This window comes from Peribacillus sp. NPDC096447 (assembly GCF_044762725.1).
Classification (GTDB): domain Bacteria; phylum Bacillota; class Bacilli; order Bacillales; family DSM-1321; genus Peribacillus.
In genome coordinates this window covers 286887-307114 of sequence record NZ_JBIWEV010000002.1, presented here as the reverse complement: position 1 = coordinate 307114, position 20228 = coordinate 286887, and the positions used below count along the sequence as shown (strand labels likewise).

Genomic DNA, 20228 nt, shown 5'->3' with positions numbered 1-20228 from the left:
ATTGCTCGGCTTGTCTTAAATGTCTCTTCCTTACATATAAATGTAGGGAGGAGGGGAGAGTATGCTGTCAAGGTGGTCAGGAAGTTTTCAGATTGCAGCGGTTTATGTAGGCACGGTCGTCGGTGCAGGTTTTGCAACTGGAAAAGAGATTGTCGAGTTTTTTACCCGTTATGGCTTTTATGGCTTTATCGGGATTTTAATAGCAGGTTATATTTTCATTTTCACTGGAACGAAAATCATGCTCATTTCCGCAAGGATCAGAGCATCTTCTTATGAGGAGTTCAATCAATTTCTTTTTGGCAGGAAAATAGCAGGAATCATCAACATCTTCTTCCTTATCATGCTATTAGGGGTGACGGCTGTCATGATTTCGGGTTCAGGAGCCGTTTTCGAAGAACAACTTGGCGTGTCTAAAAGTATAGGAAGTTGGTCTACGATCATACTGGCATCCTTGGTCCTGATGATGGGCATGCGCGGTGTTTTCACTGTGAACTCGTTTGTTGTACCAATCATGATCTGTTTTAGTTTGATCCTTTTTTTCTCGACCTTGGGTAACGGGGATTTCTTTAAGACCCTTACAAAAGTTCCAGATGAAGTGATCACCGTGAAAATGCTTTTGTCACCATTTGCCTATACAGCCTTTAACCTTGCTTTGGCACAGGCTGTGCTGGTTCCTGTTGCGTATGAAGTTCGAGATGAGAAGGTCATTAAACATGGTGCAATCCTTGGAGGGATATTCCTTACGATCATTTTATTGACGGGGCATTTTTCACTTATGACACTTCCTGACGTGAATGGTTATGAAATTCCTTCAGCAGTTATTATGAGAACGGCAGCCAGTCAGTTATATTGGATGTTCATTTTGGTGATTTACGGGGAGATATTCACTTCGGTCATCGGAAACATATATGGATTACAGAGGCAAATCAGCAGTTATATTAAATTGCCAAGCATGCTGATCATAGCGGTGATTTTTTTAATAGCTTTGATCATTAGCGAATTCGGCTATGGAAGGTTACTAGGATATATTTATCCGGTTTTTGGATACATAAGTCTCCTTTTTTTAATTCTGGTCTGGAAAAGCAAGGCGGGGAAGGAGTGATGAAGAACGGGGGGCCTGAACTTAGCCCTCCGTATCAGGGGGGAATCAATGTTCATCCTTTCATCAGCGTCTTAGCCATCTCTAGAAAAGCATCCCGGTAATCTCGATCTTTTTTTGTGAACATAGTTAAGCGGACGGGTGCTTTTTCATCCTTGAGCAATATGGAAGTGATCACATCATCCCCACTTTCCACTTCAAATCCCGTGCCGCTCTCGATATCAAGTGAAGGATCCCTAATCGTTTCTGTAATGCTTTCCAGCTGGGATTGAACATTTTTTTCCACCTCATCCCAATTGACATCCGTCTTCAATAATTCTATTCTCATATAAATGGAGTCATCTTCAGTCAGGAACACAATATCCTTTCCAGGTTCTTCGGCACTTAAACTGAATTGTTGCAAAACATAAAGGCTGAACGGTTGATTATTACTTTTTTTTAAGAAAGCTGTTTTTTCCTTTGCTTCCCCGTTAATTGAATATTGCAGGTTTTGCTCCATCAGTCTTACTTTGTTATTGCGATTATCTCCTTGAGAAGCATTGCCTTCGTTCCCCTCTTTTACTGAACCTTCTTGTGGCTCATCTGCATTTTCGTCTGTGGTCGTACCGCAGCCAGTCAGCAGAAAAGCGGCGAATGTGACACAGCCTATATAACGTGTCCAACGAGTCATTTGTTTCCCTCATCTTTCTGATAGAAATTCCAATCTGAATTTGGATATTTTGCTTCACATACAAGTGTTTTGCCCTTTAATGAATTAGACGGAGTAAAATGGAAATGGTTACAAAAAAACTGGAGAATCAATTCATACGCTTGCTAAAAAGTGAAAAACGGAATGGTATTGAGAAACCATCCCGTTTTGAATTAACCTATGATTTTATAATTTTTATGGTTCACGACGGTTTTCTGTTCAAGTTCCAAATCACGATAATTTTCCATATACGTGACGTCCACGATTACTGAGTTCTCGTTCACTTTCTCGACGATTCCTTTTAAGCCTTCTCTAAATTCAATGATATTTCCAACTTCCGCTTTCTTCATGGTAATCATCCTTTCCCATTTTGTTTCTAATGATCAAAAAGTAACTATGGAGTAATTGGATTATTCGAACATCTTGCCGTTTAGATTTTGACGTGGGAAGTGCCAGTAAGAGAATTAGTTATCTCTTATGTCGGTACAGTAAGCTAAACTTTTAAAGGGAGGTGCGATTCTTGAAATGGAGCAGCTGTAATGATGTGGCATAATTTGGTATATCTTGCAAACGCAGTTATACGTACCAGTATGTAATTCTATGTACAAAATATGCCAATCATTATACATTATGATATTTTAATATACAGTTTGCACTATTTTAAAGCATACGTAAAGAATAATGTAGCAAGAGGGCCTCAAAAAATTCTGATTTATATTTAGTGGCATGCTTATGTTAAAATGAAAACGGAATTTCTCCTGTCTGAATATGATGGAACATTTGATAATTAAGGAGGATAATATGATGAATGCAGATGAAGCAAAAGATGTACTCGATAAACTGGCAAATCGGGAAATGGATGAATTCAGGATAACAAAAGAAGAATTTTTAGCTTTTCGTGAGGTTCTTGTTAAAAGGGAAGACTTTAAACATTTTCGGGGGAATGCCCAACATAACGGTGTGATAATTTATACGTATTTAGAAGAAGCGAGAAGTTAATCGATGTAAATAATTGGGGGTGGCTCATGATTGAGTCACCCCTAATTATTTACAATGGAAAAGTCACTTGTTTCCTTAATTTATTTAAAGCGGACTTTCTCCATGATTTGACGGCTGCTGCAGTGACTTGATAGACCTCAGCGATTTCAGACACCGTTTTATTTTCGAGGTATGTCTGTAAAAGCCAGCGTTGCTGATTCAGTGTCAATCCTTCCGTGTAGGTTAAGATATTATCGATGGCAAAGGCCTCATCATGCATCGAAAAAGGATCCTTGATCTCTAATATGAAGGAATCAAAGGGTTCGGTACGGATCTCATATTTATGATGATGCTTTAATTCGTTCAGAATTTTGCCTTTGATTACAGTATAGGCATAGTTGGAGAATTTTCCGTATTCCTCATTGAAATTCCCAAATGACTCCCATAAAGCAATCAAGCCTACTTGAAAATATTCTTCCTTATTTTTATAGATGGAAAGTGAGCGGATAATATGATGGATCATCGGGGTGAATTCCTTCGTTAGTGCTGAGAAATCTTCCATTAAGCAAGTCACCTTTAGAAAGTGCACTTTCCTGTAATCCCGGGTGCTTCTACCATAAATAAATCGATCATATATAGCCAAAATGCGTAACGGAAAAATGGAGGGGGGAAAAGTGGGTTTTAAAGGAGCTAAAAAGTACCTTATTGAAGGGAAAAACGGAGATTCAGATAATCTTGAAAAAGGTGACCAAATGAAAAAAACACATCCTGATATTGGATGTGCCGAAACAATTCACTACTTCTTCTTTTGGTTTTTCCTCTTCATTCAATGTAAAGCCATACATATGAATGTTCCGTTTGTCGACAAAAGGGAGTTTGGAAAGGTATCATTCCGAATTATGAATTTAAAATTAGAAAAACTGTTTTTGGATGGTATGTAAAATTTGAACGTTGATTGAAACGTAGGGCACTCGCTTTCCGCGGGCGGTCCGGGAGCCTCCACGGCGCTCTTTGCGCCTGTGGGGTCTCTGACTCGCTTTTCCCGCAGGAGTCTCGAACACCCGCTCCAATCAAATATGTTTTAAAAGATAGAACTCCTTTTGTCTACAAACTAGATAATAAAGGAGGGTCGAAATGCTCTCACTCCGACCATGATTTTAAAGAAAAACAGGTTTTTACATGTTTTTTACTTTTTGTACATGTGATGGAAACTCTATGGATTGAGGCAGACAGACGGCGGAAAGGGAGCGGATTTCTGATACCCGCTTGATCTTTTTTAAAATAAAAAACTGCAGGCAAACTGATCTTCTTTTAATTTGCCTGCAGTTTGTACATATAAAGATGGGTAATTTTCCAAATCATCATTTAGTTTTTAAAATACGGAAGCGGGGGAGAAAAGCAGTAACGAAATACTTCATTTTGGGTGTATTTCATTATGTAGCACCCCTGAAAATTTCCAAAGGCGAGTTCGGAAGCGGGCATATTGATAAACTGTTGAATTTGTTAACTTTGCGATTTTCGGAAACCGGCATCCTGTGCGTCCTGTTCGGTACAAAACATTTCTTCTGGTTTAGTTATTTCGTAATATTGGCCCGAAGGAATGTGATATATTTTATTGCCTTTAGAGTTTATATTCCCTTTAATTTGCGGGTTACTGCAAGATCCAGTCGGCTTTTCCGCTGATACTTCTTTTGACTGGGAATCATCAAACCCATTTGAAGTTGCATAGTTTTCAATTGACCAAATACCGATTTCGTCTCTTTGGGCTTGTTTTTGAATATCTTCCATTTCATCAAGATATTTCGTGTTCGGTGCATAAACATAAGCTACCCTTGCCAGTCCTTTTTCCAGCAGGAGTTTATTCACCATTTTACCATCAACATAAAAATAGGCCAGCAGCCGGCCGTATTTATCCCTTTCACCTATGCCGGTTTCTACTTCCACTTCAGAGCCCGCAGGCATGAGTTCCTTGGCGAAATTGCTTGCTTCAGGTCCAAAAGGCTGAACGGGCTTGGATGGGTGCACGGTTTCTGGAGTATCTACCAAAAGGAGCCTGACCGTTTCTTCATTTCCATTAGCCATTTTGATTTTTACTGTATCTCCGTCAACAACTTTGATGATCTCGGCTGTGAATGTCTTGCCTTTTTCTTCATTTGAAATTGAATCTTCCTGTTTGGATTGATTAATCTGGTTATCTGATGCTGCCTGGCAGCCAGACAACGTAATCAGGCAAAGTGCAGTCAGGAGAAAAACATTCAGATAAGAATGTAACAAGGAATTTCCGTACATGATAAGTCCCTCCATTTATTAAGGTGTTTTCCACGTCCGTCATGGATATATTCGGCAGGACTAATACTAACCCATAAAAAAGCGAAAGAAAATGAAAATTTTTACATGCATCGCTACCCCATATCATGATAGTTTCTTATAATGATATGGTGGAGTAAGGGAGGCAGGCGTGCAAAATGATATTTAGGCTTGAAAATATTAGGTATAAAGGGATTTTGAAAATTGATGATTTGAAAATACCCGCTTATATGGTTACTTGCTTGACTGGCGAAAGCGGTGCAGGAAAAACCTCACTGCTACGATTATTGAACAGGATGGATGACCCGGATAGCGGTTCGATCTATTATCAGGATCAGCTGCTGGATAAATTCAACCCGATAGAGCTCCGGCGTAAAGTCACAATGCTTTCTCAGGCACCGTTCACTTTACCGGGTACGATTGAAGAAAATCTTCAGATTGGCCTGGAATTGACAGAACGGGAAAAAAAGGATAAAGCCGAATTGGTTAAAGCACTTGAAACCGTCCAGTTGCAGAAGTCTTTAGACGAGGGGGCGGAGAATCTTTCTGGCGGGGAGAAACAGAGGCTGGCACTGGCAAGGCTACTTTTATTGAAACCCGAGGTGTATTTACTGGATGAGCCGACCTCGGCTCTTGATGAGGAAGCCGAGCTGACGGTCATGAGCCGTTTTTTAGAAGAAGTAAAGCGGGAAAAAGGAACGGTCATCATGATAACCCATTCAAAACAGCTTGCGGACATCTGTGCTGAAAAAAGGATCGTTCTGAAAAAGGCGAAGGAGGGTGACTATTAATGGAGGCGAATGGGATAATAGATATTGAGTTCTGGCGTCTTTGTGCGGCCTACGTGTTTGTAGTAATCCTGCTCATAATCGTGAAATGGCGCGGGATTTCACGGGAAAAGCAAATCATGCTCGCTACGGTACGGATGACGGTCCAACTCGTTCTCGCCGGATATGTTTTGACATATATCTTTGAAAATCCCCACCCTTTACTTTCTTTGGGGTTTTTATGTGCGATGTCCCTGTTTTCCATCCATAATATTTTTAAGCAAGTGTCCCATACACTTAATAAGAAAATCAAAAGGATGGTTATCCTAAGTATGTTGTCAGGTCCCATGGCTGCCTTGTTTTATTTTAATGTGGTCGTGATCCATTTCACTCCATGGTATGAGCCGAGGTATTTCATTCCAATTGCAGGGATGATCGTGGGAAATGCGATGACAGGAGTGACATTGGCGCTTAAAAACCTCCATGATGGAATTAGCAGTAATCGTGAAAAGGTAGAAGCGATGTTGATGCTTGGAGCGACTCCAGCGAGGGCTGTGAAGAAATATGTGGATGCTGCATTCGACTCGGCAGTGCTCCCGACTTTGAACAATATGCTCGGGATGGGGATTATCTTCCTTCCAGGAATGATGACAGGGCAAATCCTGTCGGGGATAAGCCCGCTAATCGCTATTGAGTACCAGATTGCGATACTAATCGGGATTCTCGGAAGTGTTTCATTAACGGTGGTCCTTTTCATTATGCTGAGTTTTAGGGCTTTTTTTACCAAAAATGCACAGCTGTCCATTTAATCATTGAAGAATCTGAAAAGTAATAGTTGCAGTTCCTTCTATATTTTTGTACTATTTTGTAGGTACCAATAGTTTTGGTTTGTTTGTTGGGAATGATAATGCTATTCTGATAAGGAAAAGGGCATTTCTTTTTTTCGTTTCTTTCCTGATTGGATGGAGAAACCCCCTTACATAACCTATTTTTGTTAATTTATCTTAAAGGAGATTGATTTATATGGTAGAAAAAACATTTACAGTAACTGCAGAAACAGGAATTCACGCTCGTCCGGCTACATTGCTTGTACAAGCTGCAGGAAAATTTGATTCAGAAATAAACCTTGCTTATAAAGAGAAAAAAGTGAACCTTAAGTCCATTATGGGCGTAATGTCTCTAGGTATTGGCAAAGGGGCGGAAATTACGATTTCTGCTGAAGGAAGCGATGAAAATGATGCACTAAACACACTTGCTGAAACGTTGAACAGAGAAGGATTAGCAGAATAATGTCCACTTTGATTAGTGGAATAGCAGCTTCAAACGGAATAGCCATCGCTAAAGCCTATCGACTGACTGAGCCAGATTTATCGATTGAAAAAAGAAGCATAGAAGATGTCGGGGCTGAAATATCCCGTTTTAAGGAAGCTATTCAAAAGTCAACAAACGAACTGGAGATAATCAGGGATAAAGCCGAAAAGGATTTAGGTGCCGATAAAGCCGCTATCTTTGACGCACACCTGCTTGTTTTGGCTGATCCGGAACTTATCACTCCAATTCAGGATAAAATACAATCAGAAGGCGTCAACGCTGAGTTTTCCTTAAATGAAACCGCAAGCATGTTCATTACGATGTTTGAACAAATGGATAATGAATACATGAAGGAACGTGCGGCGGATATCCGTGACGTCACGAAACGGGTGCTGTCACATCTTTTAGGTGTTCATATTCCAAATCCGAGCATGATTGCTGAAGAAGTGATCATCATTGCGGAGGATTTGACTCCATCCGATACAGCACAGTTGAATCCGGCATATGTTAAAGGATTTACGACCGATATCGGTGGACGTACATCCCATTCAGCCATAATGGCACGTTCATTGGAAATTCCAGCAGTCGTTGGAGCGAAGTCAGTGACCTCGTCCATTGAAAATGGTGACTTGGTCATTATTGACGGCTTAAAGGGTGAAGTTCACATCAATCCTACTCCTGAGCTCGTGAAACGCTACGAAGAGGAGCAGGAAGCCTATGCCATGCAAAAGGCTGAGTGGGCGAAACTGGTTCATGAACAAACCGTTACAAATGATGGCCATCATGTGGAATTGGCAGCCAATATCGGTACGCCGAAAGATCTTGAGGGTGTACATCAAAACGGCGGTGAAGGCATCGGGTTATATCGTACGGAATTTCTTTATATGGGCAGAAATGACTTTCCAAGTGAAGAAGAACAGTTCGAGGCATACAAAGCGGTGCTGGAAGGAATGTCAGGTAAGCCTGTAGTCGTCAGAACGCTTGATATAGGCGGGGACAAGGAGTTGCCTTATTTAGAGCTTCCTAAGGAAATGAATCCTTTCCTTGGATACCGTGCGATTCGCCTTTGCCTAAATGAGCAGGAGATTTTCCGGACTCAGCTCCGTGCCCTGCTTCGTGCAAGCATTTACGGAGATTTGAAAATCATGTTCCCGATGATTGCCACGCTTGCTGAATTCCGCGAAGCTAAAGCCGTATTGGCTGAAGTTAGGCAGGAATTGCTTGATAATGGTGTTCAAGTTGCCGAAAAAATTGAAGTCGGAATCATGGTTGAAATCCCTTCAACTGCAGTGATGGCGGATATTTTTGCTAAGGAAGTCGATTTCTTCAGCATAGGCACTAATGACTTGATTCAGTATACGATGGCCGCTGACCGAATGAATGAGAGAGTATCCTATTTATATCAACCATACAATCCAGCGATATTACGCCTGGTGAAAATGGTCATAGATGCAGCTCATAAAGAAGGGAAATGGGCCGGAATGTGCGGGGAAATGGCTGGAGATGAAGTGGCCATACCGATATTGATCGGATTGGGCCTTGATGAATTTTCAATGAGTGCCACTTCGATTTTAAAAGCACGTTCTTTAATTAGCCAACTTTCACTTGAAGAGATGAAAAAACTATCTCAAGAAGTTTTAGGGCTGGATACGAATGATAATGTGAAAGAAGCGGTAGTTAACGCTTTGAAGAAATAAATAAATCAGGAAAAACGCACCCCATCCACAGAACCTTCGGATGGGGTGCTGTCCTGTCCTGTAATTCTTGCTTGATACTTTGAGAAAAAGTGTTTATTGCTTCAAAATGGGGGTAAATAAAAAGCAAGCACAGTTGTTTAGCTCTATTAGGGCAGCTGACATTCTCATTTCCCCCTTTGACGCCGGTTGGGTTATCCAACCGGCTATTTTTTTTGTAAATAAAAATCACAATAATGATTATTCAGATTTTTCACTTTACGGTTATGGCGATATAATGGAATTATGATTTTAAGAAAATGGAGGTTAAATATTATATGGAATTACATCTGGAAAAGAAAAATGCCTTGATTTTAGCTTCAAGTCAAGGTTTGGGGAAGGCAATGGCAGCTGAATTGGTTAAGGAAGGAGCAAATGTCATGCTGGCAAGCCGTGATGGGGAAAAGCTTGCCGCCGTACAAAGGGAATTATCGCAGCTTGGGACGGGTAAAGTTTCTTATAAGGTAACGGATATAACAAAAGCTGAAGATATTAAAAGCCTGGTTGGGCAAACTGCTGAGGAATTCGGCGGTATCGACATTCTTATTAATAACGCCGGAGGTCCTCCAGGGGGTTCATTTACAGATTTCAATGATGAAGAATGGCAACAATCCTTCGAACTTAATTTACTAAGTTTCATAAGGACGATCCGTGAAAGCTTGCCACATTTAAAAAAACAGGGCGGGAAAATCGTTAATATTGCTTCTTCATCCATTAAGGAACCGATTCCAGAATTGATATTATCGAATACATTCCGGACGGCAATCGTTGGATTGTCAAAGACGTTAGCTTCAGAATTAGCACCGGACCGGATTTTGATCAATACAGTCGGTCCAGGAAGAATCGCAACAGACCGAGTTCAGCACCTAGATGAAATGAATGCGGGGAAACAAGGCGTCACTCCTGAGGAGGTGACTGAACAATCGATTAACAAAATCCCTCTTGGCCGTTATGGGGAACCCGAGGAATTTGCAAAGTTCGTTACTTTCCTTGTTTCAGGCGCTAATACATATTTAACGGGCCAGTCGTATTTAGTTGACGGAGGAATGATAAAGTCCATTTAAAACTTTTTGAAACAAAATGATTGGGAGGAATCTGCCATATGCAATCGAACAAAGTGATCGGCTTCATAGGTTTAGGAGTTATGGGAAAAAGCATGGCCGCAAATCTTCTTAAGGCGGGATTTGAGGTGATTGTTTATACAAGGACGAAAGATAAGGCAAGTGAACTGCTCTCACAGGGTGCGAAATGGGCATCTGCACCAAAGGAAATTGCGCAGAGAGCTAATGTGATCATTTCCATGGTGGGATACCCTAGTGATGTGGAAGAAATCTATCTTGGGGAAAATGGGCTTATCGAGAACGGGAAACAAGGAACCCATTTAATCGATATGACGACATCCACTCCATCTTTGGCAGTGAAAATTGCAGAAGAAGCCAAGAAAAGGGGCATGGAATCATTGGATGCACCGGTTTCCGGAGGAGATATCGGTGCTCGTGATGCGAAGCTTACGATCATGGTCGGTGGGTCTAGTGAGGCATTTGAAGCTGTCCGGCCCATTTTTGATATCATTGGCAGCAATGTTGTCCATCAAGGCCCGGCTGGCTCGGGACAGCATACGAAAATGTGCAATCAAATCGCCATTGCATCCAATATGATCGGAGTGACTGAAGCGATTTCCTATGCCAAAAAGGCTGGGTTGGACCCGGACCGGGTTTTAAGGAGCATATCATCGGGTTCTGCCGGAAGCTGGTCACTCTCCAATCTTGTCCCGCGAATGGTTGAAGGGGATTTTGAACCTGGTTTTTATATCAAGCATTTTATCAAGGATATGAAGATTGCACTTGATGAAGCGGAAAGAATGGGAATGGACGCTCCTGGATTAAGCCTGAGCAAATCCCTATATGAGGGGCTGGCAGAAGCTGGCGAGGAAAATAGCGGTACACAAGCATTATATAAACATTATAATTAGTGCTAGCATTTCTATATCATGAATAAGCTGATAGCGACAGCCTTTACAAAAAGGAGTGAAAGCTATGGGCGAATTCGATGATATCAATATGAAATTCCAGGAATTAGAAGATGGTCGATATATTGTAAGGATTGAAGGTTTTAAGCGAGAAAAAACCATTCATCAAACAAAGCCCATTCGTTGGGATCTGAAATTAATGAATGAAAGTCCGCTGATACTGCCGGTGAAATTCAGTCATATCGAAACGAATGCCGGTTTTCAGATCCTGATGCGCGAATTGAAGAGTTTAGGTTTTTCAAAGCCCCGCTCCGCAAAGGAATTTGAAGAAGTGATGGCTGATTTACTTGGGTCAATCGTTGAAGTGAGCCTTACCACGACAAATAAGGAAGAGGGATATCGGGAAATTCGTTTCTTACGGAGGCTGTATTAGTTGACTGACTTGGTGAAAAACCTTCGGTAGTATGACAACTTTGAAAATAGGAAAATGGCCTTCAATTGTTCATTCAATTGAAGGCCACTTTTTTTTCGGTTACTTTATGGCTAAAAAAGCCTCAATACGATCCAAAGCCTTTTCCAGGGTTTCCATGGAATATGCATAAGATATCCTGAAGTACCCTTCACCAAGGGGTGAGAATGCATCTCCAGGGACCACTGCCACTTTTTCCTGTTGAACAAGCTTAAGGCAAAAATCAAGCGAAGAGGCATAGCCTTCAGGCAGCTTTATAAAGAAGTAAAAGGCACCATTTGGTTTGACTACTTCCAGATTCATCGCTTGTAAGCGGCTGAATACGTATTCCCGTCTCCGTGCATACTCAGTCTTCATGGGGATTGCATCATCTCTGCCTGCCGTCAATGCTGCCAAGGCAGCTCTCTGCGATATGGAGGCGGCACAGGTCACATTGTATTGGTGAACCTTCAGGAGATGCTGAGAGATGGCTGCAGGCGCAAACAGAAGGCCGATTCTCCACCCGGTCATGGAATGGGACTTGGACAGTCCGTTCAGGACGATGGTTTGTTCTTTTAAGAAAGTGGCAATCGAAACATGCTCCTGATCGAATACCAGTTCACTGTATATCTCATCAGCCAATATGAAGATGTCCCTGCCCCTAACAAGTTCGGCAATGTCCAATAATTCTTCGGCAGATAATGTAACTCCGGTCGGATTCGATGGATAAGGCAGAACGATGCACCGAGTATGCTCAGTTATGTATTTTTCAAGTATATCTGCAGTCAAACGAAATCCATTTTTTGTTGTATCGGCATAAACAGGTGTTGCCCCGCACATCTTAATGATGGGTTCGTATCCTGGATATACCGGACCCGGTAATATTACTTCGTTCCCTGGGATGAGGATCGTCCGGAAGGTAATGTCTATGCCTTCGCTGGCACCAGAGGTCACTATCACTTCATTCTCCGGGTCATAGTTAAGCTTGTATTTATCCTGTACATAATTTGAAGCGGCTTCCCGTAATTCCAAATAGCCCGCATTGTGAGTATAAACGGTATAGTCATTATCGATGGCTTGTTTTGCAGCTTGTTTAATATGCATCGGAGTTGGAAAGTCAGGCTGTCCTATCGTTAAGGAAATAGTGCCTTCGATATCAGCTACCATATTGTAGAATTTACGGATTCCTGATATTTTAACGTCTTTTACTAGAGGGTTTATTAAATGTTCCATCTATGAATATCCTCCCTTTTCTAAATACATGAATTATGTACTATGTTTGACTCATTCATCCTATTTTATCATTTAGTTTGGAGGGGGGAGAAAACTTTTTGAGATTAATGAATTAAAGGTATAATGTATGATAAGAAAATTTTGAGGGTTGATACATATGATAAGGACTTGCGCAATAACTTCTAATCATGAAGTCAGTTTTGGTTTACCGCTAACCGAAATGAATAATCCGGATATCGAGTGGTACTGGGTGGATTTTTCCAACCCCACAAACAAGGAAATCGAACTTTTAACCAATCATTTTCACTTTCATCCGCTGGCAATCGAAGACTGCCTGGATGATTTTAACCAACGTCCCAAAATGGACTTTTATGAGGGCTACCAATTTCTTGTGATACATGCTCTAAGGGAGAAGGTATCTAAAGCAGTGGAATTGGATATGTTTGTTGGTGAAAAATGGATAGTCAGTTTTCATAAGGAAGATATGCTTGAACTGGAAAAAGTATGGGAAGAAATTGCTGGTAATAAAATGTTGAAGCAAAGTCCATTTTTCTTGATGCATAGGATAATTGACAGGATCGTCGATGAATTTTTCCCGCCTGTTTATAAAATTGAAAGCGAATTGGGGAGCATTGAGGAAAATACTGAAAATGACACGATTAACGAATTGATGGATCAGCTTTTCGATTTACGTACAGATATGTCCAGGCTCCGTCGGACCATATTGCCGATGCGTGATTTATTGTACAGAATGATTTCATCAGAGCGTCTGAATTACTTGAAAGATCAGCACCTTTATTTTAATGATGTGTACGATCATCTTCTTAAATTGACTGAAATGCTTGAATCGTATCGAGATTTTTCGTCCGATATCCGTGATAGCTATTTGTCTGTGAACTCTAATAATATGAATTCAACGATGATGACATTGACTGTCATAACTACCATTTTCATGCCGCTGACCTTCATAGTGGGTGTATATGGGATGAATTTTGAATATATGCCGGAATTAAATTGGCATTATGGCTATTTCCTCATTCTTGGAATGATGGGCGGAATTGCCTTGATGATGTTTTTATTCTTTGTTAAAAAAGGTTGGCTCAATCCAAAAAAAAGGTCGCGAAGGAGATGAAAAGACTCAACTGACCTGCAATTTTAAGTGGGTTTGGAAGGGCTGCAAGGCGTTATTTGGCTGATAATCCAATCATGGAGGGGTTTTATCGAAGAGACAGCCTTACGATCGATAGGATGGCCGGAATGGCGGTGGTGAAAAATGAGCTTGGAAAAAGGGGACTCTGATGGGTCCCTTTTTAGTTTGGTATTAATAAATAATCACTTCTTGATTCTTTTTTTAGCTGTTCTCTAAACAAAAGAAATATTTAACCGAATTATTAGGTATGAGTTCATTGATGAAACCATGATATTTTTCCTAGCGGTTAAATGATTTATGGAATTTTGAAATGAAAAAGTAGAAGGGCGAGATGAAACAATGGAAGCAAATAAAGGAATATTACTTGAAAGTGGAACGAATGAGCTTGAGATAGTGGAATTCGGTCTCGGAAAGAATAAATTCGGCATTAACGTAATTAAGGTGAAGGAAATCATCAATCCTGTCCCCATCACGCTTGTCCCGCATTCGCATCCAAATGTGGAGGGGATCATTGAGCTTCGCGGAGAAGTCCTGCCAGTTGTGAATGTGGCGGATGCTTTAGGATTTCCGCCATCTGAAATTCCTGAGCAGGATAAATTCATAGTGGCTGAATTCAATCAGCAAAAAGTGGTTTTCCATGTCCATACCGTAACACAGATCCACCGTATTTCCTGGTCACAAATCGAAAAGCCTTCGGATATGTATCAAGGCCTTGAAAGTCAGGTTATCGGAGTAATAAAATTAAATAGTGAAATGTTACTGTTACTCGATTTTGAAAAAATAGTGGTCGAAATCAATCCAGAGTCAGGAATAAACATCCAACAGGTTAAAAAGCTTGGTATCCGGCAAAATTCTGACAAGAGAATCCTGATTGCAGAAGATTCTCCATTACTGAGAAAGCTGCTGTTTGATACATTATCAGAAGCTGGATTCAAGTACTTGGAGTTTTATGAAAATGGACTTGATGCATTTAATTATCTGGAGAATTTAATTGAATCAGGAAAAGTGGTTGAAGAAGAAGTGCAACTGGTGATTACCGATATTGAGATGCCTCAAATGGATGGGCATCATTTGACTAGAAGAATAAAGGAAAACGGGGAACTCGCTGGATTGCCGGTGATTATTTTCTCTTCTTTGATTACGGACAGCCTGCGTCATAAAGGTCAGGTCGTAGGGGCTGACGCACAAATCAGCAAGCCAGAAATTGCAGAGCTAATAATGTTGATAGACAGATTGGTATTATGAATGTGAAACGGGCCTGTGAGGCATTACCTCACGGCCCGTTTGGTTTATCAATGATTAATACTTGGAACCTTTTCCTAAAAAGGAGGATGGGAATGGATTGTGGAAAGGTTGCTTGACCGACCCACGCCCGTGAGCCCTTTTCTCGGTTTTGGTAGGGTTCGGTTGTTTTTCACCTGCTTGTCCAACGTAAGATTGCAGGATTTGTTTTGCCTTGGATAATGACAATGCGGCTTTAGGGTTCCGCATGGAGGCTGCCCGGCTGCCGAGGTGGGGTAGTTTTTTCAAATCTTCCTTAGTGGGAGGTAAATGAAAAACATATGATCCGCATTCGACAATGACGTCGGATTGTTGTGCTGCAAAGCGAGGGTTATCAGAGAAATGAAGTCCAATCTTCTTCGCTTTTCCTTCTTGCATAAGCTTGCTTAATGCGAGCCGTTTTAAATTATATAAATTTTTGGGCTCCAATGCAGTCTTTGCATGTTTATTGACAATAAACACGGCTTGGGCAATGGAGTTAATCGAAAACTCATCCCTTTCAGAATGTCCTTTCGTTTGGTTCATCATGGAAACTCCTTTTCTTAATAAGGTTAGAAGGACGTTACAAACAGACGTCCTTCAATCAAAACCTGTTCTTATATATTGGTTGAAATAGAGACGTGCGTGCAACCAGGCAGAAACAGTGAAAAAACAATGCATGTACATCTCTAGGGTATGACCATCATTTCCTAACACTTTACCATCTATTCATTTTCATATTATACCACTTCAAAATATATAGGGAAGTAAAATTCAATCGGACGGCTTTTGGTCCAAGAAAAAGAAGGCGTTCAATGTCGCCTTCTGTGCAATCCTTATCGAGTGTATATATTGATGTTTTCGGATACCCCAGCCTGTGCGCCGAATTGTTGTTGCTGGTAACCCTGAAATCCTTGATAAGCAGGGTAAGCTGGATAAGCAGGGTAAGGAGGGTAAGCGGGCGGGTATGGAGGAGGATATGGAGGATAGACAGGTGGACGGTTATTGAATAGCAACGGTCCAATTGCCAATCCTGCAACAAAAGCTACAGGCGCCAATAGAGGAAAGAAAGGAAAGAAGCGCTCGTCATTCCAATATTCAGGTCCATATTCATTCCCATATGCATTTCTGTATTCGTTCTGTAGCATCATGGTCTGTGGATAGTGGTAGTAAGGAAAATACTGTGTTTGCATAATTAGCCTCCTTTTCTCAAATTCTTTACATAGTATGGTTTTTTTAAAGAAAAGAGCCTGTTTCATCTTAATCTGTTATAATGAGTCTACTTATGAGAAAAATTCGGGGGGACCTTAATGGATCGATTTAAAAGCATTTTTGCAGTCGGTTTTGGAGGAGCGGCAGGAGCGATATTGCGTTATTGCGTAATCTTGACTGCTGGCCATTCCATCTTCCCGTTTGGAACCCTATTGATAAATATAGTAGGCAGCTTTTTGCTTGGAATGATCAATGGTTATTTCGCCTCGAAAAAGAAGTCCCTGGTTTTTTTAGCGCTGGGCAGCGGGTTTTGCGGCGGCTTCACCACGATGTCCACATTTTCCCAAGAAGTGGTGAATCTACTGCAGACTTCTCTGCCATTGGCGGGACTGTATCTTGGAGCTACGCTTTTATTTGGTTTGGTCGCTGGTTTCCTCGGACTGGGCCTTTTTAATAGACAAAGAGGTGACTCCCTTTGATTGAGGTTCTTTCAGTTTTTATAGGCGGCTTTTTTGGTGCGGCCTCTAGATATGTCTTGCAGATTATTTTTAATAGGCTATTGCCAGCGGTCTCTATACCCATTAGCATTTTACTGATTAACCTTATAGGTTCCTTTGGGCTGGGAATGGTGTTTCCGCAAAATGAGAGCTGGGCTTTATCTTTACAGGTTTTTCTGACGATAGGTTTTCTGGGGGCTTTTACGACCTTTTCGACATTCAGTATGGAAACGCTTGAACTTATTAGAAAACACCGTTATATAGATAGCCTTATCTATATAACGGTGTCTGTTTTAGGGTGTATCGGCACTTTCCTGTGTGGCTATTTAAGTATGGTATAACCTTTATGGCATTACCGTTGATACTGGTAAAAAAAACCTGGTTTTCTCGGATATACTTCTAATGCTATAATTCATAGGAGTCCATTACAAATGATACATGGCAACAAGTTGTTTTATCCGCACAGGTTTTGTTAATAAGTCTGGCGGTTTTCCCCTGTGTTCTTTTTCTATCATTTTTCGGCTTGTAATTCGTAAACAGTCAACTCCGGACGTGAAAGAAAACGATAGGGTAGACGGGTAGTGCCAAGCCCTCTATTAACATGTAACGTTAATGAATCGATTTCATATGTGCCTTCCCGGTACTTTTCAGCGTATGGAGGAGTTACAAGGGCACCGGCAAACGGAATTTGTACTTGGCCTCCATGACTGTGACCGCTTATTTGATACTGGATGTCGTAAGTCCTTGATATGTCGGCAAGGTCAGGGGCATGTGACAGCATAATGGTGAACACTTCTTCCGGGATGCCGGAAAGGGCTTTTTCAAAATCCGGCTTTCCTAGCATGGCATCATCAACCCCGGCAATGATTATTTCTTCAGCCGTTAATAAGGTTATCTTAGCTGAGGTATTCTGCAACATGGTAAAATGGGATTTTTCCATGATATCGCTATAGATTTCTGAGCCATATCCCCCATGATCATGGTTACCGTAGATGCTGAACTTTCCAAGCGGCGCTTGGAGCTGATTCAAAACGAGAGGGATTTTCTGGTGAGCCTTGTATTTATTAGGCTGGTCCATTAAATCTCCGGTAAATAAAATAACATCAGGGTCCAGTTGGTTTATCTTATTGACAATTGCTTGTAAATCTTTAAGCTGAAATTGAAAGCCTAAATGCGTATCACTGAATTGGACCATTTTCATGCCATGAAAACCTTTTGGGATAAGCGGGTGGCTGATAATTTTATGCTTGGTTTCTAACCATTTCGGCTCCAAATTATGGGCATAATAGTTTCCGCCAATACCTAAACCGGTTAAGGTAGCCAATGTACCAAGACTTTTCTTTAAGAATGTTCTTCTTGATATGGGTTTATTCAAATTAATCAACCTATCTAATATAAAAATGTTACTTCCTCATACTAACAAACAATATACATAAATTGAAGAAAATATCTTCTATAAGTCTATGAAAAACATGTAAACTGGGGTTTGATGAAACCGTATCCGGTTTGAAATTGAACATCTATACGGAGGTAACATGATGACCGAACCAATGTTTATTACACTGATTATACTTCTATGCGCGATTGCGCTTTTTATACAAGGAAAATTTCGAGCTGATTTAATTGCACTTAGTGCACTATCCATACTGGGTTTATTGGGGATTCTTACCTTGGATGAACTGGTGGCCGGGTTTGCGAATCAAGCGGTCATCATGCTGGCTGGGCTATTCATCGTCGGTGCCGGCCTGTTAAATACAGGAATCGTGGAAAAGGCAGGAAATAAGTTGTTAGGTTTATGTGGGGGCAGTGAATGGAAATCGCTGCTTATCGTTATGCTGACTGCAGGAATATTAAGTGCTTTTTTAAGCGGAACAGGAATTGTTTCCATACTGCTTCCGCTCGTTATGAGCATGGCCTTACAACAAAAAACAAGTCCGACAAGGTATTTATTGCCTCTTGCCTATGCAAGCAGTATTGGGGGGCTATTAACACTTACCGGTACTCCCTCAAATATGATCGTTGCCGATGTATTACGGCAAAACGGAATCGGGACTTTAGAATTTTTTGACTTTACACCTGTTGGCTTAATCGCCTTTGCAGCAGGGTTATTCTTCATGTTGACACTCGGGCGCCTGTTGCTTCCCGAGAAAACGATTGCCGCGAACAACAGTGTCAAGGGACTGTCGGCAGGGGAGCTTGCCGGTATGTACAAAGTATATGACCGATTGCATTATCTGCATATACCCGCTACTTCCGATATTGTTGGAGAAAGGCTGTCAGACCTCCAGCTTCCTATTCAGTATGAATTGACTTTGATTGAAATCCAGCGGAAGCCAAAGGACAAGCAATTACCGCTGCTGCAAAGACAGCTGACGATTTCAGCCAGGGCGGATGAAGTTCTTCATCCTGAAGATGTCATTTTGGTGTTTGGAGAAGAAGAAGCAGTTGAGAGATTGGCACTTAACTATGAACTGGAGTTTAAACATTTCAATACCGAACAAATAAAGAAACATTTTCTTAGCAGTAGATTTGGATTGACAGAAATATTGATCGTCCCGAACTCGGATTATGAAAATCAAACCTTGATAGATGTGCATTTTCGTGAAAAATACCAATGTAATGTCCTGGCAATCAATCGGAATGGCGAATATATTCAAGCGGATGTCGGAACGGAACGCTTGAAACCGGGGGATGCAATCCTGATACATGGGGAATGGGGGAACATTGAGAGGATTTCCTCGGATTTACAGGATGTCATCGTTATTGGAAGTACCTCGGAAGATGGCTCTCCGGTCAACTCCAGGGGCAAAGCATGGATCGCCTTGGGGATCACTGCATTGATGGTCATTCTTTTATCGATGGAGTCCGTCCCTGCTGTATTATCGGTATTGACGGCAGCATTGTTGATGGTGATCACTGGCTGTGTCCGTTCGATGGAGGATGCATACCAAAAGATTAACTGGGAACCTGTTCTCTTGATTGCTGCCATGTTCGGAATAACGGCTGCTTTGGATAATACGGGTGGAGTGAGAATGATAAGTGATTGGCTGGCCGTTTTATTCAGTAATATCGGGGCACACGGCATATTGGCGGTCTTTTACCTCCTGACACTGATACTGAGCCAATTCATCCCGTATGGGGCCGCGACGGTAATCATGACGCCCATTGCCCTGACATCTGCGGTGAATCAAGGAATCGATCCGATTCCTGTGTTTCTATGCCTTGCCGTTGCTGGCAGTTTGGCGTTATCCACTCCAAGGGTTGCCACTACCAACGCGCTTGTCATGACGGCGGGTGATTACAAGCATAAAGATTTTATCATGATTGGGATATCCATACAGATCTTCATTGGTGTTATCATGGTGATCACGATTCCGTGGTTCTTCCCTTTTTGATCAGTCTTAAGGCATTGTTCCATTTATGGACAATGCCTTTTCAATGTATTTTTTTCAAATCGATAGGGTGAACGGGTATTTTAATGTTCTGAAAAAAGAGTTGTTCAGTAGGAATTAAAATTATTTATTATCAATGCCAGAAACTAATGGTATAATTTTGGCATATTGGTGTTTTCGTAAT

At 41.2% G+C, this 20228-nt stretch carries 23 protein-coding genes; 15 read left to right on the top strand and 8 right to left on the bottom strand.

Features of this window, described 5'->3' with window-relative positions; translation table 11 throughout:
• Positions 1 to 61: 61 nt before the first annotated feature.
• Positions 62 to 1102 (top strand): YkvI family membrane protein, encoded by a 1041-nt coding sequence (locus ACIQZD_RS08390; RefSeq protein ID WP_101224506.1) that lies wholly within the window; start codon positions 62 to 64, stop codon positions 1100 to 1102.
• A 52-nt stretch (positions 1103 to 1154) separates the two neighbouring features.
• On the opposite strand, the gene ACIQZD_RS08385 is transcribed toward ACIQZD_RS08390, so the two are convergent.
• Together ACIQZD_RS08385 and ACIQZD_RS08380 are read right to left on the bottom strand one after the other, a co-directional pair.
• Entirely contained in the window at positions 1155 to 1769 is a 615-nt protein-coding gene (locus ACIQZD_RS08385) for a hypothetical protein (RefSeq protein ID WP_402900666.1), read from the bottom strand.
• Positions 1770 to 1960: 191 nt separating this feature from the next.
• Positions 1961 to 2137 carry a YkvS family protein gene (locus ACIQZD_RS08380; RefSeq protein ID WP_064505160.1) on the bottom strand — a complete coding sequence of 59 codons (177 nt, stop codon included), beginning with the start codon at positions 2135 to 2137 and terminating at the stop codon, positions 1961 to 1963.
• A 454-nt stretch (positions 2138 to 2591) separates the two neighbouring features.
• On the opposite strand from ACIQZD_RS08380, the gene ACIQZD_RS08375 reads away from it, so the two are divergent.
• Positions 2592 to 2786 (top strand): hypothetical protein, encoded by a 195-nt coding sequence (locus ACIQZD_RS08375; protein WP_352921687.1) that lies wholly within the window; start codon positions 2592 to 2594, stop codon positions 2784 to 2786.
• Between the two features lie 49 nt (positions 2787 to 2835).
• On the opposite strand, the gene ACIQZD_RS08370 is transcribed toward ACIQZD_RS08375, so the two are convergent.
• Positions 2836 to 3327, bottom strand: a complete 492-nt coding sequence (locus ACIQZD_RS08370; protein WP_402900663.1) for a sigma-70 family RNA polymerase sigma factor — start codon at positions 3325 to 3327, stop codon at positions 2836 to 2838.
• A 112-nt stretch (positions 3328 to 3439) separates the two neighbouring features.
• Here ACIQZD_RS08370 and ACIQZD_RS08365 point away from each other — a divergent pair, with 112 nt between their 5' ends.
• Positions 3440 to 3706 carry a hypothetical protein gene (locus ACIQZD_RS08365; protein ID WP_402900660.1) on the top strand — a complete coding sequence of 89 codons (267 nt, stop codon included), beginning with the start codon at positions 3440 to 3442 and terminating at the stop codon, positions 3704 to 3706.
• A 562-nt stretch (positions 3707 to 4268) separates the two neighbouring features.
• On the opposite strand, the gene ACIQZD_RS08360 is transcribed toward ACIQZD_RS08365, so the two are convergent.
• Positions 4269 to 5054, bottom strand: coding sequence for a thermonuclease family protein (locus tag ACIQZD_RS08360; RefSeq protein WP_402900657.1), 786 nt, complete (start codon positions 5052 to 5054; stop codon positions 4269 to 4271).
• 179 nt (positions 5055 to 5233) lie between these two features.
• On the opposite strand from ACIQZD_RS08360, the gene ACIQZD_RS08355 reads away from it, so the two are divergent.
• The 7 genes from ACIQZD_RS08355 to ACIQZD_RS08325 all read left to right on the top strand — a co-directional run bounded on the left by ACIQZD_RS08355 (position 5234) and on the right by ACIQZD_RS08325 (position 11285).
• Entirely contained in the window at positions 5234 to 5863 is a 630-nt protein-coding gene (locus tag ACIQZD_RS08355) for an ABC transporter ATP-binding protein (RefSeq protein ID WP_402902025.1), read from the top strand.
• Positions 5863 to 6648 (top strand): ABC transporter permease, encoded by a 786-nt coding sequence (locus tag ACIQZD_RS08350; RefSeq protein WP_137018872.1) that lies wholly within the window; start codon positions 5863 to 5865, stop codon positions 6646 to 6648. The genes ACIQZD_RS08355 and ACIQZD_RS08350 overlap by 1 nt, the downstream gene beginning before the upstream one ends.
• A gap of 214 nt (positions 6649 to 6862) precedes the next feature.
• Positions 6863 to 7129: a phosphocarrier protein HPr gene (locus tag ACIQZD_RS08345; protein WP_034314127.1), complete on the top strand. Its 267-nt coding sequence runs from the start codon at positions 6863 to 6865 to the stop codon at positions 7127 to 7129.
• Positions 7129 to 8847, top strand: coding sequence for a phosphoenolpyruvate--protein phosphotransferase (gene ptsP / locus ACIQZD_RS08340; protein ID WP_402900651.1), 1719 nt, complete (start codon positions 7129 to 7131; stop codon positions 8845 to 8847). The genes ACIQZD_RS08345 and ptsP overlap by 1 nt, the downstream gene beginning before the upstream one ends.
• Positions 8848 to 9161: 314 nt before the next feature.
• Positions 9162 to 9947, top strand: a complete 786-nt coding sequence (locus ACIQZD_RS08335; RefSeq protein ID WP_402900646.1) for an SDR family oxidoreductase — start codon at positions 9162 to 9164, stop codon at positions 9945 to 9947.
• Between the two features lie 38 nt (positions 9948 to 9985).
• Positions 9986 to 10855 (top strand): NAD(P)-dependent oxidoreductase, encoded by an 870-nt coding sequence (locus ACIQZD_RS08330; protein ID WP_402900643.1) that lies wholly within the window; start codon positions 9986 to 9988, stop codon positions 10853 to 10855.
• A 64-nt stretch (positions 10856 to 10919) separates the two neighbouring features.
• Positions 10920 to 11285, top strand: coding sequence for a hypothetical protein (locus ACIQZD_RS08325; RefSeq protein WP_034314117.1), 366 nt, complete (start codon positions 10920 to 10922; stop codon positions 11283 to 11285).
• Between the two features lie 99 nt (positions 11286 to 11384).
• Here ACIQZD_RS08325 and ACIQZD_RS08320 read toward each other — a convergent pair whose 3' ends face one another.
• The gene (locus ACIQZD_RS08320) at positions 11385 to 12533 is read right to left on the bottom strand and encodes an aminotransferase A (RefSeq protein ID WP_402900640.1); all 1149 of its coding nucleotides are present in this window, start codon (positions 12531 to 12533) and stop codon (positions 11385 to 11387) included.
• A gap of 157 nt (positions 12534 to 12690) precedes the next feature.
• On the opposite strand from ACIQZD_RS08320, the gene corA reads away from it, so the two are divergent.
• Positions 12691 to 13665 (top strand): magnesium/cobalt transporter CorA, encoded by a 975-nt coding sequence (gene corA, locus ACIQZD_RS08315; protein ID WP_402900637.1) that lies wholly within the window; start codon positions 12691 to 12693, stop codon positions 13663 to 13665.
• A 357-nt stretch (positions 13666 to 14022) separates the two neighbouring features.
• The gene (locus ACIQZD_RS08310) at positions 14023 to 14928 is read left to right on the top strand and encodes a chemotaxis protein (protein ID WP_402900634.1); all 906 of its coding nucleotides are present in this window, start codon (positions 14023 to 14025) and stop codon (positions 14926 to 14928) included.
• 54 nt (positions 14929 to 14982) lie between these two features.
• Here the strand turns inward: ACIQZD_RS08310 and ACIQZD_RS08305 are convergent, their stop codons facing one another.
• Together ACIQZD_RS08305 and ACIQZD_RS08300 are read right to left on the bottom strand one after the other, a co-directional pair.
• A complete protein-coding gene (locus ACIQZD_RS08305) occupies positions 14983 to 15489 on the bottom strand; it encodes a YkyB family protein (protein ID WP_402900631.1) in 507 nt (168 codons plus the stop codon).
• 290 nt (positions 15490 to 15779) lie between these two features.
• Positions 15780 to 16091, bottom strand: a complete 312-nt coding sequence (locus tag ACIQZD_RS08300) for a hypothetical protein (protein ID WP_402902022.1) — start codon at positions 16089 to 16091, stop codon at positions 15780 to 15782.
• Positions 16092 to 16253: 162 nt separating this feature from the next.
• On the opposite strand from ACIQZD_RS08300, the gene ACIQZD_RS08295 reads away from it, so the two are divergent.
• Together ACIQZD_RS08295 and crcB are read left to right on the top strand one after the other, a co-directional pair.
• Complete coding sequence (locus tag ACIQZD_RS08295; protein ID WP_402900628.1) at positions 16254 to 16634, top strand: fluoride efflux transporter FluC; 381 nt, start codon at positions 16254 to 16256, stop codon at positions 16632 to 16634.
• Positions 16631 to 16993 carry a fluoride efflux transporter CrcB gene (gene crcB, locus ACIQZD_RS08290; protein ID WP_402900625.1) on the top strand — a complete coding sequence of 121 codons (363 nt, stop codon included), beginning with the start codon at positions 16631 to 16633 and terminating at the stop codon, positions 16991 to 16993. Before ACIQZD_RS08295 ends, crcB begins: the two co-directional genes overlap by 4 nt.
• Before the next feature lie 170 nt (positions 16994 to 17163).
• Here crcB and ACIQZD_RS08285 read toward each other — a convergent pair whose 3' ends face one another.
• A complete protein-coding gene (locus tag ACIQZD_RS08285) occupies positions 17164 to 18027 on the bottom strand; it encodes a metallophosphoesterase (protein WP_402900622.1) in 864 nt (287 codons plus the stop codon).
• 163 nt (positions 18028 to 18190) lie between these two features.
• On the opposite strand from ACIQZD_RS08285, the gene ACIQZD_RS08280 reads away from it, so the two are divergent.
• Positions 18191 to 20047 (top strand): SLC13 family permease, encoded by a 1857-nt coding sequence (locus ACIQZD_RS08280; protein WP_402900619.1) that lies wholly within the window; start codon positions 18191 to 18193, stop codon positions 20045 to 20047.
• The last annotated feature ends 181 nt before the right edge of the window (positions 20048 to 20228 follow it).